Source organism: Cupriavidus sp. 05N39 (assembly GCF_056397325.1).
The window spans coordinates 1-14635 of sequence record NZ_JBFTNE010000146.1; the positions used below are offsets into that span (position 1 = coordinate 1).

A 14635-nucleotide genomic window follows, 5' to 3' on the forward strand; every position below is an offset into this window, starting at 1 on the left:
GCGCGCCTGCGCGCGCGCGGCCCCGAGTGGGAAAGCCGGGCCGCGGTGCTCGCCAGCGCCTCGGCGCACTGGCTGCGCCATACCGCGGGGTCGCACATGACCGACCAGCAGGTGGACCTGCGTTTCGTGCGGGACAATTTCGGGCACGCTTCCATATCGACCACCAGCGCCTACCTGCACACCGAAGACGATGCGCGGCATGAGGCCACGCAGGAACGTCACCGGATTGGGTGGACGCGTTAGGGCTAGCTCCCCTGCTGGCCTTCCTCTTATTTCCGCCGGGGGCAAGAGCTTACGGAAAACACCCCGTTTCATGACGCGGAATTTCCAACGAGATTGTGAATTTTCCAACGGCGTACCGCTCAGGTGCGCCGTTTTGCCATGGGCGGCAGGAATGCGTTGAGGCAAGCGGAGACGGATTCCGAACACCTTCGCGCCGTTTCACATCCTGGCTCAATCTAGCGATGAGCGGCGCGCAATGCGCGAATGAGCTTCTGCACTAGCTGTTCATGTTGCTCCAGCGCCTCTTCAAGCGTGCAGGCTCCGTAGCTCTCGTTTTCTTCCGCCACCTTCCCAACAACACGAGTCACGAACAGCGGTGTGTCCTTAGGTGCTGGCTCTGACACCCCGCGGAAACGGGTAGTGACCACGACGCCGCAGTCTTCCATCAGCGTGCGGCGGAAGATCAGTTCGTTTTCAGCCATCCAGCGCGACCACTCGTCCTGGTCCAACACCTGGACAGGCCGGTTCTCCGCATCCAGGATATAGAAACGACTCCATCTGGGTAATACTGATCGGGATTTCATAGGAGGATGATCGGAGTGGGTTGCAGCCATTCAATGAAGCCCTCCGGCAGTTCGCCGAACGGTGCGCCATTGCGCAGCGCCCTTGGCTTGCGCTGCAGCACCGCCAGATAGTAGCGCTTCGTGCCTGCCGCGATCCTGGGCATGCAAAGGAAAGGCATGTTTTCCGAGATCCATGCCAATCAAGGTGACCTCGCACATGGCAGGCCCCTCCAAGAAGTGACGCCTCCAGCCAAGGTGAAGCGTCAGGGATCGGGCTGATCAATTCACGCTGGCGACTCTCACCGCGCCAACGGCCCGCAAACAATGTCCGTTTGGCGCTATCACACACGCAGCATGAATTCCGCAAAGGCCTCCGAGTCAAGCGGGCGGCTGACTAGATAGCCCTGAATGGCATCGCATCCGGCATCCTTCAACTCCGCCGCCTGGCGTTGGCACTCGACGCCTTCCGCGATTGTTTTCATTCCCAGCGAACGAGCGAGACCGACAATGCTTCGGATGATCGCCGACGCCTTCTCCGAATCGACCAGCGCTCGAACAAACGACTTGTCGATCTTCAGAGTATCGATGGGCAGTCGGACCAGATAGCCGAGACTGGAGTATCCAGAGCCGAAGTCGTCCAGCGATGTGGATATGCCGGCTAGCTTCAGCGCGGCAAGAACGGACGTTGCCTTTTCGATATCGCTCACCAGACTGTCCTCCGTGACTTCAATGTCGAGCATTGCGGGGGAGACGTCGTATGCCCTCGCGATACGGAGAATCATGTCTGTCAGTCCCCCACAGAGAAGTTGCCGAGCCGACAGATTGAGGCCGATCCGCGGTATGGACACACCCAGCCGTCGCCAGGTACCGATATGCCGGCAAACTGCATTGAGCAGCCATTCGACGAGGGCGCCTTCATATGGGGACTCAAGTAGCACATCCAGGAATGCGTATGGCATCAGCAATCCTCGTTCAGGATGACGCCAGCGAAGAAGCGCCTCAGCACCGATTGGGGAAGCATCCGCGAGTGCTATCTGAGGTTGGAAATGAAGCTCGAACTGGTTCGCGGCAAACGCCTCACGAAGATCCATGCGCAAGGCAAGGCGGTCACGCATGCCCCGGTCGAGTGCGCCATCGTACGCGCGCACCTGAAATCGGCCAGATGACTTCGCTGCGTACATGGCCGTGTCGGCACGACTCAGCAATGCCTCGGCTGATTCCGGCGCTTCTCTCAGTAGCGCGATGCCAATGCTAGCCGACAGGGAGACTGACCTTCCGCATGCCTCGAATGGCATTGCGAGCTCACTGAGCACCGCATGCGCGAACGCTTCTGCCGCCTTTTCGGTAGTATCGCGTAACAGCAGAACAAACTCGTCGCCCCCTACGCGCGCGGCGAAAAATTCAGGTGCGAGAATTGCGAGTAGCCTTTTCGCAAAGCCGCGCAGCAGATCATCGCCGACAGCATGACCGAACGCATCGTTGACTTCCTTGAAATGGTCCAGGTCAATAAACAGCACCGCCAGGGAAGCAGCATGCGTAAAATCTGATGAAGCAGCCTCGGCGACCGCGCCTGATAGCGCTTCCATGCACTTGCGCCGGTTGGGCAAACCAGTCAGATAGTCGTGACTAGCTTCAAACTCCAACAGCGCCGCGTGCTCGTGTTCGCGCGTGACGTCGCGGAAGAGTACCGTGATGCCATCGTCGTGGGCAAATGAGCGAGCCTCAAACCAGGTGCCGAGCGGTGCGTAATAGTCAGTATGCCGACCGGGGAGTCCAGTTGCCGCCGTCTGCTGATAGACGCGGTAGTAGCCGGAGTCCACCAAGTCCGGGTAACACTGCCATATGTCGCGTCCCAGCAGGTTTTGCCGCTCCTGCTGCAAGTATCGTTCAGCTGTATGGTTGAGATAGGTGAAGCGCCACGATCTGTCTATCGACATGAATCCGTCGCTCAGGCTATCAAGCATGTCACCAAGGTGAGGCGGTGCGGGCCGTCGGGCGCCGGCATCTTTCGGGCGGGGAGGACAAGAGTCAGTCTGTCGTTCCATTTTGTTTGGGGCCATCTGTTCGCTTCGGACCCAAAGGCATCGCACGTGCGCAAACCATGGGCTCATTGCATTCTAGCCGCGTTTGCCACCGCTACGAACATTGGGATGCGCTCGCGCCCCCCCTGGCTTTCATGGGGATGATGCTGCCCCCGCATGCAAGTCGGTCATTCATCGTGTGTTGCGCTTGTTATCAAGCGGACGACAAAACGCGACCACCTGCCCCCCAGAGTTAGTCCATACACAACATCGTCCGAGGCCTCCCCCAGCAAGCTCATCATTTTCGCCGTCCCCTTCAAGCACCTGTCGGAGATTTTATGCGACGGCCCGGGCTGGATCTCTACGCTCCATTGTCGCCAAGGCGCCCTGCCGTCTCCGGAACGATGAACGCACCCACCAGGTAGATGATGGTGACAACCGCCAGGAAGATGCCCAGCACCATGGGCAGTTCGGCCGGGGTGCTGGCGCACAGCGAAGCAAACGTCGGCATCATGCCACCGACGGCAAATCCGATATTCCATGACAGCCCGGTCCCCGTGGCACGGATGCTGGTGGGGAACCGTTCGTTCAGGAAAATGAGGATCGGGGCAAAGCCGCTGCAGCCCAGCATGGCCAGCACCACGGCATACAGGCCGAGCGTGGTGGTGTCCGGCGCCGCCGGCATCCACTGGTAGAGCAGCGGCAGCACCATCACGTTCAGCGCGCCGATCAACAGGAAGGCTCGCTTGCGGCCGATCATCGTACTGAGGTGGCCGGCAAGAATCGATGCCACGATCACACCCAAACTGCTAGCCATCAGGATGGCGGCAGCCTCGCCAGCCGGTGCCTTCACCACCACCTTGAGGAAGGTCGGCAGATAGCCGGAGGTCAGGTAGTAGGCGCTGCCACCGCCCACGGTGAGCAGGATGTTGACGAAGAGGACGCCACGGTACTGGCGGGAGAAGATCACGCGCAGCGGGTTCTCAACCGGCGCGGCATGCCCCTTGGCCGCCTGCAACTGCTTCCACAGCGGAGACTCCTCCAGCGAGTTGAAGATGAACAGGCCGAGCAACGAGCTGATGATGCCGGAGAAGAACATGCAGCGCCAACCCCAGGCATCGAACGCTTCCCCCGGAAACAGCGCGGTCATCGCCATGTAGGTAATGGAAGCCAGCAATGCCCCGATGCCCGCGCCACCGCCACCGACCAGCCCGGAGACGGCGCCGCGCCAGGATGGGGGCACCGATTCGGTACCGATGGTGTGGGTGGATGCCACCACGCCACCAACGAAGATACCCTGCACCAGCCGGAGCAGGATAAACAAGGCTGGCGCAAGCAGCCCAACCTGACCCACCGTGGGCAGCAGGCCGAACGCCGCCGTGGACAAGCCAACGCCAGTGACGGCAACTACCATCGCCCCCTTGCGGCCGTGGCGGTCGGCATAAGAGCCGAAGATCGCCGAGCCGAGCGGCCGCATCAGCAGCGTCACGGCAAACGACGCATACACCGCCGCCAGCGACAGCATGGCGTGCTCCGACGGAAAAAACAGCCTGCCGATCACGGGCGCCACGAACAGCAGGATGAACAGGTCGAACAGGTCCAGCGCCCATCCCATGCACGACGCCGCCACGGCACCAAACACCTGGCGATTGCTCGCCGCTGGCAGCGCCTCGCTGATCGTCGCTGCACTCTTCTTTGCTACGGCTTCCATTGTTGTCTCCTTTGATTTGGATCTCTGCTTGGATCATTACGGCAGGGTTGGCGCGCGGGCGGTGCCTTGCCGCCAGGCAAGCGCTCCCCCCGCGATGCTTGCCCCGTGGCAGCGGGCATCGTTATCCGGTCAGTTCGTCCGGGATGCGAGCGGCCTTGCCGGCGCGCCCGCGATTGCCATCAGCTGCCGCGGAACGCCGGCTTGCGCTTGCCGTGGAACGCTTCCACGCCTTCGCGGAAATCGTCCGAGCTGCGCAGGCGGCTATAGCAATGCCCTTCCAGCTCGATGGCGATCGACAGCGGCGCGTCCTCGGTGTCGTTGAGCAGCTTCTTGGCGGTGCGCTGCGCCAGCGGCGAGAAGCCGCGCAGTTCGTCGACCAGCGCATCGGTGGCGGCTTCCAGCTCGGCGTCTGCCACGCATTCCACGGCGATGCCCCACTCATAAGCCTGCTTGCCCGAGATGCGGCGCGAGCGCATCACGATGTCCTTGGTGCGGCCGATGCCCACCATCTTCTGCAGGCGCGCCGAGCCGCCCGAGCCGGGGATCTGGCCGAGCTTCTGCTCCGGCAGCGCGTACTGCGTGGTCTCGGTGGCGATGCGGAAGTCGCACGCCAGGGACAGCTCGAAGCCCACGCCAAAGCAGTAGCCGCGGTTGGCGGCAATCACCGGCTTGCTGCAGCGCGCCGGTGCCGCCACGTTCCAGGCCAGTTGCGAGACATGCTCGGGCGATGCCTCCAGGAAGCCCTTGATATCGCCGCCGCTGGAAAAATGCTCGCCTTGCGAACGCAGCACGATCACGCGCACGCGATGGTCGGCATCAAGCGCCTCAATGACGGCGCGCAACTGGTCGCGCGCTGCCATGGCGATCACGTTGTAGGGTGGACGGTGCAGGATGATGTCCGCACGCTCGCGCCCGGCATCGATCTCCACGGAGAAGCCGTCGAGTTGCTGGAGCCGCTGCTGGTCGGGATGGATCATCTCGGTTGCCTGGGTCATGTCTTACTCCTTGATGGTATCGACAGGCGCGGCGTCCGCTGCCTGGTTGGGGTTGGGATTAGGGTCGGGGCTCACGGAATGCGGGGCCAGCGCGTAGTCGCCGGCGGACAGCTTGCGGCGCAGGATCTTGCCAACCGGCGACTTGGGAATCTCCGCCACGAAGACGTAGTCGCGCGGGCGCTTGAAATTGACCAGGTCAGAGCCGCGGCAGTAGGTATCCAGGGCTTGCGCGTCGATGTTGCCGCGCGGCTTGACGAAAGCCACCACCTTCTGGCCCCAGCGCGGATCCGGCACTCCGGCCACCGCCACCTCATCTACCGCCGGATGCAGCGACAGCACCGACTCGATATCGACCGGGGAGATGTTCTCGCCGCCGCTGATGATCATGTCGTCCACCCGGCCGCTGACGAAGAGGTCGCCCTCGGCATCGAAGTAGCCGGTGTCGCCGGTGAAGTACCAGCCATCGCGCAGCGATTTTGCATTGGCGTCGGCGCGGTTCCAGTAGCCCTCGAAGGCCTCGTCGCCGCGCAGGTCGGCGATGATCTGGCCTTCCTCGCCGGTAGCCGCCAGATCGTCGGGTGAGCGGGCATCCAGGCGCACCACGCGCAGGCGCGTGTTGATACCGGCGCGCCCGGCGCTGCCGGGCTTGCGGGTGGCGCGCTGGTCCACGCTGAAGGTGTACACCTCCGACGAGCCGTAGTGGTTCACGAACAGCTCCGGCTCGAAGGCCTGCGCGAGGCGGCGCAGCAGGCCGTCGCTCATCGAGGCGCCGGCAAAGCCGAGCTTGGTCGCGCTGCGCACGACGGAGGCATCGAACCCCGGATCGGCCAGCAGGTCGTGGTATAGCGTCGGCACCAGGTACAGGCAGCTGATTCTGTGGGTGGCGATCTCCTTGAGCGCCTGCCCGGCGTTCCAGCGCCGCACGCAGACGAACAGGCCGTCCACCAGCGCCATTGCCAGCAGCGAGCGTACGCCCATGGTGTGGTAGAGCGGCATCACGCCAAGGGTGCGCTCACCATGGCGATACAGGTTCTGCGCCACGTGCGCCAGCGCCGCGGCACGCTCCTGCTGGTGGCGGCGCGGCACGCCCTTGGGCTTGCCGGTGGTGCCCGAGGTGTAGAGCATCAGCGAGACATCGCCCGCTTCTGCCACCGGGCCGCCATGCAGCGCAACGCTGTCCAGCAGCGAAGCGAAGGACATCGAGCCGCCAGCCGCGCAGTCCAGCGCTATGCAGGGCACGGCCTGCGCCGCCGGGCTGCCCAGCACCGCATCGGCGCTGACCGGCTCGAACACCAGCGCCTTGACGCCGGCATCCTGCACGCAGTAATCGAGCTCCTCCGGCTTGGCACGCCAGTTCAGCGGCACCATCACGATGCCGGCGAACTGGCAGGCCCAGTGCAGCGTCGCCATTTCCCAGCGGTTTTGCAGAACGGCCAGCAGGCGATCGCCCGGCGCCAGGCCGATCTCGCGCAGGCCGGACGCCACGCACCGGATGCGCTCGTACCATTGCGCATAGGTAAGCATCAGGTCGCCGTCGACAATGGCGGGCGCGTGCGGGCTGCGCTCCACGCTTTGCAGGAAGGTGCGGCCTAGATCAAGCATCGCAGGCCTCCTGGGTATCTACGCCGGCAGCAGCATAACGAGCCCGTGCACGGATCGCGGCTACGTCGAGCACGGCGGCCACGATGGGGGTGTAGCCCGTACAGCGGCACAGGTGGCCGGACAGCATGTCGCGCACCTGCGCTTCGCTGGGTTCCGGCACGCGCTCCAGGTAGTCCGCGCACGACATCAGAATGCCGGCCGTGCAGAAGCCGCACTGCAGCGCGTGGTGGCGGCGGAAGGCTTCTTGCAGATCGCCCAGTCCCTCGGCCGGCGCCAGCCCTTCGACGGTATCGATGGCCCGGTGCTCGGCCTGCACCGCCAGCATCAGGCACGAGCGCGCGGCAACGCCGTCGACGCGTACCGTGCATGCGCCGCAGACGCCGTGCTCGCAACCCACATGGGTGCCGGTGGCACCGAGCTCGTGGCGCAGGAAGTCCGACAACAGCTCGCGCGGCTCGCAATAGCCGCTGCGCTCGCGGCCGTTCAGGGTCAGGGTGATGCGGCGTTGCTCCTGGCGCTGCATCACCTCGGCGGGCTTGCCGGATACGGCGCCCTTGGTGGTCTTGCTCATTTTGCCTCCTCGATCACACGCATGCCCAGTTGCCGCACAAGGTGCCGGCGGTACTGCGCGCTGATATGGGCGTCGTCCTGCGCGCCCAGTTTCCAACTGAAATCGTTGATGGCCTCCTCCAGGTCCTTGCCCTGCAGGCGCGGCCAGGTTTCCAGCACCGGCCGGTCCGCCACGCCGCCAACCGCCAGCGCGATGGCGTCATCGGTCACGGTGGCCGCGCAGGCCACCAGCGCAAAATCGCCATGGCGTGCGGAGAACTCGGCAAAGCCGTAGCGCGCGCCGGGGCGCCGCAGCGGAAAGCGCACCGCCTCCACCAGCTCGTCGGGCTCGCGCGCCGTCATCAACATGCCCTGGAAGAAACTGGCCGCAGGCAGCACGCGGCGGCGGCGGGCTGAACGCAACACCACCTCGCCGCCCAGCGCGGTCAGCACCAGGGGCAATTCCGCGCTCGGGTCGGCATGGGCGACCGAGCCGCACACGGTGCCGCGATTCCGGATCTGGAAATGCGAGATATGCGGAAAGGCCATGGCCAGCAGCGGCACCTCGTCGGCCAGCGTGGTGCGCCATTCGACGCTGCCCTGCGTGGCCGCGGCACCCACCACCAGGTGAGCGTCTTCCACCCGCACCGTGTTCAGCTCGGCGGTGCGCGAGATATCGATCAGCAGTTGCGGCGCCGCCAGGCGCATGTTGAGCACCGCCATCAGCGACTGGCCACCGGCCAGCACGCGCGCGCCCTCGGCGCCGCGGGCCAGCGCATCGAGCGCTTGCTGCGTGGTTTCGGCGCGCAGGTAATCGAAAGCGGATGGTTTCATCGACGGACTCCCAAACGGGCCAGCAGGCGGGCAAGCCAGCCTTGCGGCCGTACCGGCTTGCCGGCGGCCTGGCGGCCGAGCGATTCAAACAACTGGCGCAGCACCACCTTGGCGGCGCCTTCCAGCATGCGTCCGCCCACGGCAGCGACCTTGCCGGATACCTCGGCCTCGTAGTCGTAACTCAGGCGCGTGCCGCTGCCATGCGGGACCAGCTCCACCAGGCCGGCGCCGCGCGCACTGCCCAGCGAGGACATGCCTGCGCCTGCCAGCCGCAGCCGGCGCGGGGGATCGAGGTCCGACAGTGCGATCTCCGCCTCGAAGCGGGCCTTGATCATGCCAACCCCCACCGTCACGTCGGCGCGGTAGTGATTCTCGGCGGTGCGCTCCAGCGCGTGGCAGCCTGGCACCACCTTGGCCAGTGCCTGCGGGTCCACCAGCACGGCGAAGATGGCTTCGGGCGTGGCATCCAGATCCACTGAGCCGCGCGCGGTGAGCGCCTTGCCGCTGCCCTTGCGGGCCGCGGGCACGGCGGCCTCGCGCATCGCTTCGAGCAGCTCGGGGCGCGACGGCGGCGGATCGTCGAAGCCCACCATGGCCATCACCTTGGCCGGGGTCAGCGGCAGGCGGATGTCCTGCTCGCCGAGCGCGTCGGCCACCGCGTTGGCGATGCAGGGCGGCGTGCTCATGTTGTTGCCCTCGCCCAGGCCCTTGGCGCCGAGCGGCGTGAAGGGGCTTGGCGTTTCCAAGTGCACAATCACCGGGTCCGGCACCTCGCAGGTGGTCGGCATCAGGTAGTCGGCCAGCGTGCCGGACTGGAAGCTGCCGTCGGCGCCGTAGCGGAACTCTTCCATCAGCGCCGCGCCCAGCCCTTGGGCGAAGGCACCGCGGATCTGGCCATCGGCCAGCGCCGGGTTGAGCAGCGTGCCGGCGTCGTGCGCGGTCACGTAGCGGTCGATGCGCACGCGCCCCGTGGCGCGGTCGATCTCTACGCCGCACATGTCGAAGGCAAAGCCGTAGGCGGCCGAGGTGTTGATGCGGTCGTTCTCATCCGGCGCTTCCAGGTTGGGCGGCGACCAGAACACCGTCTCGCGCAGGCCCGGCTCCTCTCCGGCCGGCAACTGCTGCGGTGACCAGTGCGGCGCATTGCTGGCCACGCGCGTGAAGGGCAGGCCAGATTCGGGCGCGCCTTTGCGGGCAATGCGGCCGTCTTCGAACACCACCTCGGCGGGCGTGCAGCCGAACTGCGGTGCCACGATGCGCGCCAACTTGTCGCGCACCCGCTCGGCGGCCAGGTGCACTGTGCCGGCCACGGCGCCAGCGAAACGGCTGGAGTAGTTGCCGGCGGCGACCGACCATGCATCCTTGTGCGTATCGAACTCGACGTTCACGACCACGTCGGCCGGATTCACGCCGAGCACATCGGCCACCACCTGCGCGCACACTGTCATATGGCCCTGCCCGGCCGGCGTCGAGGCAATGGTGACCACCACGCCGCCGAGCAGGTCGACGCTGACCGTGGCGCTGGCGATGGCGCCGTTCTTCGGCCCCGCTTTCTTGCGCGCCTCGGCGGGCATGGCGGTGGTGATATAGCCCATGTTCGACACCGAGGGCTCGACGATGGCGGCAAAGCCAATGCCATAGAGCCGGCCCTCGGCGCGTGCGACATCGCGGCGGCACGTCAGCTCGTGGTAGCCGCCTTCTTCCAGCGCGCGCGCCAGCGCCAGCTGGTAGTTGCCGGAGTCCAGCAACGCGCCCGCCGCGGCGCGATAGGGAAAGGCATCGGCGGCGACAAAGTTGCGGCGATACACATCGAGTGGATCGAGCCCGAGTTGTGTCGCGATGCGATGCACCAGCCGCTCCAGCGCAAAATACACCTGCGGGCCGCCAAAGCCCCGCACCAGGCCGGTGGGCGTCTTGTTGGTCATCACCACGCGGTTGCGCACCAGCAGGTTGGGAATGTCATAGGCGCCAGTCAGGCAGCCATGCATGCGGTAGAAGGTAGCGGGCTCCGGCGCGCGCAGATAGCCTCCGCAGTCTTCGATCTGGTCATAGGCCAGTGCTTTGATGCGGCCGTCTGACTCCACCGCGGCTTCCAGCGTGGACAGCCGCGCGGTGGCGGAGGTGGCGGCGCTGAGATGCTCGAGCCGGTCCTCCACCCACTTCACCGGTGCGCCGGCCTTGCGGGACGCCAGGCACATCAGCACCGCGTAAGGAAACACCGCCTGCTTCACGCCAAAGCTGCCGCCGGAATCGCGCGGGGCCTTGTGGCGCAGCCGGTTGGCCGGCACCTTGAGCGCCATCGCCATCACCGCATGCAGCGAGAACGGCCCCATGAAATTGGAGGTGACGTCGTAGCCTTCGTCACCGGGCAGGAACTCGGCAATCACCACGCCGCATTCGATCGGCGTGCAGGTGTTGCGCGGATAGTGCGCGGTCAGCGTGACCCGGTGCGGAGCCGCGGCAAAGGCGGCTTCAGGCTCGCCGTAGCGGAAGTGGCGGTCGCTCACCACATTGGCGCCTACGCCGGGATGCAGGATGGGCGCATCGTCGGCCAGCGCGGCCTCGATCGATACCACCGGCGGCAACACGCGGTAATTCACCCGCACCAGGTCGAGCGCGTCTTCGGCCAGGGCACGGCTCTCGGCCATTACCACGGCCACCGGCTCGCCCACATAGCGCACGCGGTCCGTGGCCAGCGCCCATTGCTCCATCGGCGCCTTCACCCCCACCACGAAGGGGCGCGACCAGGCTGCCAGGTCGGCGCCGGTCAGCACCCCATGCACGCCCGGCGCGGCAAGTGCCGCGCTGGCATCGATGGTGCCAAGTTCGGCATGCGCATGCGGGGACCGCACGATAGCGGCGTGCAGGGTGCCCGGCTTCACGCCCAGGTCGTCGCCATAGCGGCCACGGCCGGTGAGGATCGCGGCGTCCTCGAGCCGCTCCATCGAGCGGCCGACGTGACGCTGGCGCGAGGCCGCGCCGGCCGCTGCGGATTCAAGGTGGATAGCCGCCGCTGCGGCGGGCAGGCTGCGCTTGTCGCTCATGACCGGCCCTCCCGCGTGGCGGAACTGGCACGGTCCATCTGGTTAGCGGGGATTGCGGGCCGGCACGGGGAGATGCCACGCGGCACGGGGCGAACGCCCGCTACCGCTGTCTCCAGTGTCGTGCCGGTCATGCCGCCAGCATCGTTCTGTCTCATTCCTGACTCCGTTCTGCGCGCCGGACCCGGTGGGCGAATCCGCCGGTTCATGCAACGTTGAACAGGAGCTTAGTGAGAATATGGTATTAGTTCTAATATTGTTTTTTGATTGTGCTAATCATTTTTAATGATGCCATGCAGGGCGGTCCTTAGTAGGCACATGTTGCCTCACAGCACGTCAAAGATAAGGGTTTCCCCCATATATCGACCAGGCTTTCCGAGACCTGCCGCAGCAAAAAAGCTGATACGCTCAGTCCCGTTACACAAATTCGTTGATACCGAATCGACCCACTTAGCATGGACCTCAGACAGATCCAGTACTTCATTGCGCTGTTCGAAGACGGCTCCGTCACGCGCGCGGCCAAGCGGCTGAATATCGTGCAACCGGCGCTCAGCATGCAGATCGCCAAGCTGGAAGAAGAGTTCGGACAGAAGCTGTTCGATCGCATCCCGCACGGGATGGTGCCGACAGCGGCCGGCCGCATGATGTACCGCCTGTGCCTGCCGATCACGCGGGACCTCGCCAACGCCCGGCAGCAACTGATGCAACGCGAGGAGCAGGTGGCCGGCAGCATCTCCATCGGTATGGTGGCTTCCGAAACGGAAAGCGTGCTGGTGGGGTCGCTGGTGCGCTTCAATGCGCGCTACCCGAATGTGGAGGTATCGGTGGCGGACGGATTCAGCGCCACGCTGATCGACCTGGTCTCCGCCGGCCAGCTCGACGCGGCCGTGGTGCATAAGCCCCGTGGCAAGCTCTCGCTCCATGTGCAATCCCTTCATGACGAGGAAATGGTGCTGGTTACCAGCGCCGAGCATGGCCCGGAACTGCCGGCAGCGGTGGAACTCACCAAGCTGCCCGGGCTGGAACTGGTGCTGCCCACCAAACGCCACGGCTTGCGCGGCGTGCTGGATGCGGCCACGCAACTGGAAGACGTGACCCTGCAGCCGAAGTTCGAGATCGACATCCTTGGCACCATCGTCCAGTTCGTCGAGGCCACGCGCTTTGCCACGGTGCTGCCGCGCATCGTGGTGCAACGCGCGGTGGACGAGGGCCGGCTGCGCATGTACCCCATCCTGGCGCCGCGCATCGTGCGCCACCTGGTGTGCGTGAGCCATCCGCAGCGCCCGCTCAGCACAGCAGCCGATGCGCTGATCGCGATCGTGGCCGAGGAGATCCGGAGGGTGTCAGGCACCGCCGCCTGATGCGGGTGCGGCGGCCCTGGCTACCCCTGCCCTTGCATCGGGCTGCGCACCGCGCGCGGCGCATCGCTGCCAGCCGGTCCATGTTGCCGAGGTGGCGCAGCCAGCTGCGCAGGGTCAGCGCCCCTTCGGGCAATGGCGCGGCTTACGGCGCGCTGTTCGTCGTTTCGGCGGGTTGCCTGGGCATGGCGTGACTCCTGGGTCGTCGGTGTGCGGCTCAGGCCAAACTGGTCCAGACTGGCCCCGTCGCACTCAATGTGAGGCAAGCCTAGTCAGGAAGGTGCATCAGGTCTAATACTGTTTATTGATCCGAAATATCATAGTTTCTGATAAACGTGTTTGACCCGATGACAGGCGAGAGGCGCTGAACGCTAATGCCGCGCTCGAACAGTGTCCTGCGGGCAGCGCCCTCGCCATCTGCCACCGTGCCAGATAGGCCGCCGAGCCAGCAAACGTAATCGACGATTTCAGAGACCACGGCGAACTGCCAGGGCGCGGAACTGCCCAGGTTCCAGAACCCAGGCGCCTTGCCGTTCAGTTTGTGGTGCGGCAGCAGCGAGGCGCGATCCGATAGCCAGGCAATGCCGGATCCCCGGCAGCCGAAGAACTTGTACGGCGCGATGTTGATCCCGTCGACGGGCGTCTTCTGCAGGTCGATCAGGCCGTGCGGCGCGTGCTGTACCGCGTCCACGATGATGTAGAGGCCGGGCTTGACCAGCCGCGCCCGCCGCACGATTTCCTCAATGTCCAGCTTCGCGCCGGAGATGTACCGTGGGGGCTTTGTCATGGCAGCAGGGATAGGCGCGAGGGTGACGGTCTTGAACGTGGTCGCAAGCGGCGCGCCGCTGGATCCCACCGTACGAGGCGAGCTTGCGATCAGACTCCTTACTCTACTGGATTTTCATGCGTAGGCRCTTGGGTCAGCGAAATGGCTCGCTGGTTATTTCGACCACGCTACCGTGAAGTTACTTAATCCTGCATCGCCTACGCGACGAGCATCATTTTCCGGAATCAGCGACGTTCCTCGTTCTCAACCGCGCATCCCGACCGGTGAATCGTTAAGCTCGTGCACGACAATACGCGCCTTGCCTGCGACTTTCGCACGATACATTGCGGCATCCGCGGCGCGTAACAGGGCTTCGCCACTCAATGAGGCTGCCTGGTCGTGCGGTAGCACGCCGATACTCGCCGATAATTGGACGACGTTCGCCCCGAACCTTATGGGCTGGCTCAGTGTCCGCAGGATTGCGCGTGCAATCTTCTCCAGTGCAGCACGATCGAACGCAGGGCCGGTCAGCAGCAACGTGAACTCATCCCCTGCATGCCGCGCAACCAGATCCCCGCCACGTACGCAGCGGCTGATCCGGCGCGCGGCTTCAACAAGTACTTCGTCGCCGCACTGATGCCCGTATGTATCGTTGACAGCCTTGAAGCCATCCAGGTCGATAAACATGATGGCAGCCACACCGTCGCCGCTTGCTGCGCATGCCGCATCCAGCCTCTCGAGGAACGAGCGTCTGTTAGGCAGGCCGGTCAGCGCGTCGTGGAACGCCTGATGCCGCAGGCGATCAAGCAATGCCGTTCGCTCAGTCACATCCTGCACCAGCAGGTAGTACCCATCAGCCGCCTGATCGTGGACCCGACGCGGCACCAGCACACCGCGCAGGACACGTCGACTCCCGTTAAGCGTCGCTCCAACCTCGTACTCGACCCTTTCGCCGTTGAGCACGCGTTGGACG

Annotated in this window: 12 protein-coding genes and 1 pseudogene; 2 read left to right on the forward strand and 11 right to left on the reverse strand. The window is 65.0% G+C overall.

Annotated elements, in window-relative coordinates; translation table 11 throughout:
* A partial coding sequence (locus tag AC1DN0_RS37525; protein WP_477112120.1) for a tyrosine-type recombinase/integrase occupies positions 1 to 243 on the forward strand: 243 nt, incomplete at its 5' end.
* A gap of 215 nt (positions 244 to 458) precedes the next feature.
* Here the strand turns inward: AC1DN0_RS37525 and AC1DN0_RS37530 are convergent.
* From AC1DN0_RS37530 to AC1DN0_RS37570, 9 genes are all read right to left on the reverse strand, one after another.
* Complete coding sequence (locus AC1DN0_RS37530) at positions 459 to 806, reverse strand: hypothetical protein (RefSeq protein WP_441635781.1); 348 nt, start codon at positions 804 to 806, stop codon at positions 459 to 461.
* On the reverse strand, positions 803 to 964 hold the full coding sequence (locus AC1DN0_RS37535; protein ID WP_441635783.1) for a hypothetical protein: 162 nt from the start codon (positions 962 to 964) through the stop codon (positions 803 to 805). The genes AC1DN0_RS37530 and AC1DN0_RS37535 overlap by 4 nt, the downstream gene beginning before the upstream one ends.
* Before the next feature lie 162 nt (positions 965 to 1126).
* Positions 1127 to 2749: a putative bifunctional diguanylate cyclase/phosphodiesterase gene (locus AC1DN0_RS37540; RefSeq protein WP_441635763.1), complete on the reverse strand. Its 1623-nt coding sequence runs from the start codon at positions 2747 to 2749 to the stop codon at positions 1127 to 1129.
* 418 nt (positions 2750 to 3167) lie between these two features.
* A complete protein-coding gene (locus tag AC1DN0_RS37545) occupies positions 3168 to 4517 on the reverse strand; it encodes an MFS transporter (RefSeq protein WP_441635764.1) in 1350 nt (449 codons plus the stop codon).
* Between the two features lie 179 nt (positions 4518 to 4696).
* On the reverse strand, positions 4697 to 5512 hold the full coding sequence (locus AC1DN0_RS37550) for an enoyl-CoA hydratase/isomerase family protein (protein WP_441635765.1): 816 nt from the start codon (positions 5510 to 5512) through the stop codon (positions 4697 to 4699).
* A 3-nt stretch (positions 5513 to 5515) separates the two neighbouring features.
* Positions 5516 to 7114 carry an AMP-binding protein gene (locus AC1DN0_RS37555; protein ID WP_441635767.1) on the reverse strand — a complete coding sequence of 533 codons (1599 nt, stop codon included), beginning with the start codon at positions 7112 to 7114 and terminating at the stop codon, positions 5516 to 5518.
* The gene (locus AC1DN0_RS37560) at positions 7107 to 7685 is read right to left on the reverse strand and encodes a (2Fe-2S)-binding protein (protein WP_441635769.1); all 579 of its coding nucleotides are present in this window, start codon (positions 7683 to 7685) and stop codon (positions 7107 to 7109) included. Before AC1DN0_RS37560 ends, AC1DN0_RS37555 begins: the two co-directional genes overlap by 8 nt.
* A complete protein-coding gene (locus AC1DN0_RS37565; protein WP_441635771.1) occupies positions 7682 to 8497 on the reverse strand; it encodes an FAD binding domain-containing protein in 816 nt (271 codons plus the stop codon). Before AC1DN0_RS37565 ends, AC1DN0_RS37560 begins: the two co-directional genes overlap by 4 nt.
* Positions 8494 to 11541 (reverse strand): xanthine dehydrogenase family protein molybdopterin-binding subunit, encoded by a 3048-nt coding sequence (locus tag AC1DN0_RS37570; RefSeq protein ID WP_441635773.1) that lies wholly within the window; start codon positions 11539 to 11541, stop codon positions 8494 to 8496. Before AC1DN0_RS37570 ends, AC1DN0_RS37565 begins: the two co-directional genes overlap by 4 nt.
* Before the next feature lie 452 nt (positions 11542 to 11993).
* Between AC1DN0_RS37570 and AC1DN0_RS37575 the strand changes: the two genes are divergently transcribed.
* Positions 11994 to 12899 carry a LysR family transcriptional regulator gene (locus AC1DN0_RS37575; RefSeq protein ID WP_441635775.1) on the forward strand — a complete coding sequence of 302 codons (906 nt, stop codon included), beginning with the start codon at positions 11994 to 11996 and terminating at the stop codon, positions 12897 to 12899.
* Between the two features lie 367 nt (positions 12900 to 13266).
* Here the strand turns inward: AC1DN0_RS37575 and AC1DN0_RS37580 are convergent.
* Positions 13267 to 13662 (reverse strand): annotated as a pseudogene (locus AC1DN0_RS37580) (aminotransferase class V-fold PLP-dependent enzyme); the annotation flags it as partial.
* 264 nt (positions 13663 to 13926) lie between these two features.
* Positions 13927 to 14635: diguanylate cyclase domain-containing protein (locus tag AC1DN0_RS37585; RefSeq protein WP_477146451.1), on the reverse strand; the 709-nt coding region annotated here is incomplete at its 5' end.

What these genes read in the sequence shown, in the direction of transcription:
- AC1DN0_RS37530 (WP_441635781.1), bottom strand. Translation starts at nt 806, where the DNA reads ATGAAATCCCGATCAGTATTACCCAGATGGAGTCGTTTCTATATCCTG.
- AC1DN0_RS37535 (WP_441635783.1), bottom strand. Translation starts at nt 964, where the DNA reads ATGCCTTTCCTTTGCATGCCCAGGATCGCGGCAGGCACGAAGCGCTAC.
- AC1DN0_RS37540 (WP_441635763.1), bottom strand. Translation starts at nt 2,749, where the DNA reads ATGCTTGATAGCCTGAGCGACGGATTCATGTCGATAGACAGATCGTGG.
- AC1DN0_RS37545 (WP_441635764.1), bottom strand. Translation starts at nt 4,517, where the DNA reads ATGGAAGCCGTAGCAAAGAAGAGTGCAGCGACGATCAGCGAGGCGCTG.
- AC1DN0_RS37550 (WP_441635765.1), bottom strand. Translation starts at nt 5,512, where the DNA reads ATGACCCAGGCAACCGAGATGATCCATCCCGACCAGCAGCGGCTCCAG.
- AC1DN0_RS37555 (WP_441635767.1), bottom strand. Translation starts at nt 7,114, where the DNA reads ATGCTTGATCTAGGCCGCACCTTCCTGCAAAGCGTGGAGCGCAGCCCG.
- AC1DN0_RS37560 (WP_441635769.1), bottom strand. Translation starts at nt 7,685, where the DNA reads ATGAGCAAGACCACCAAGGGCGCCGTATCCGGCAAGCCCGCCGAGGTG.
- AC1DN0_RS37565 (WP_441635771.1), bottom strand. Translation starts at nt 8,497, where the DNA reads ATGAAACCATCCGCTTTCGATTACCTGCGCGCCGAAACCACGCAGCAA.
- AC1DN0_RS37570 (WP_441635773.1), bottom strand. Translation starts at nt 11,541, where the DNA reads ATGAGCGACAAGCGCAGCCTGCCCGCCGCAGCGGCGGCTATCCACCTT.
- AC1DN0_RS37575 (WP_441635775.1), top strand. Translation starts at nt 11,994, where the DNA reads ATGGACCTCAGACAGATCCAGTACTTCATTGCGCTGTTCGAAGACGGC.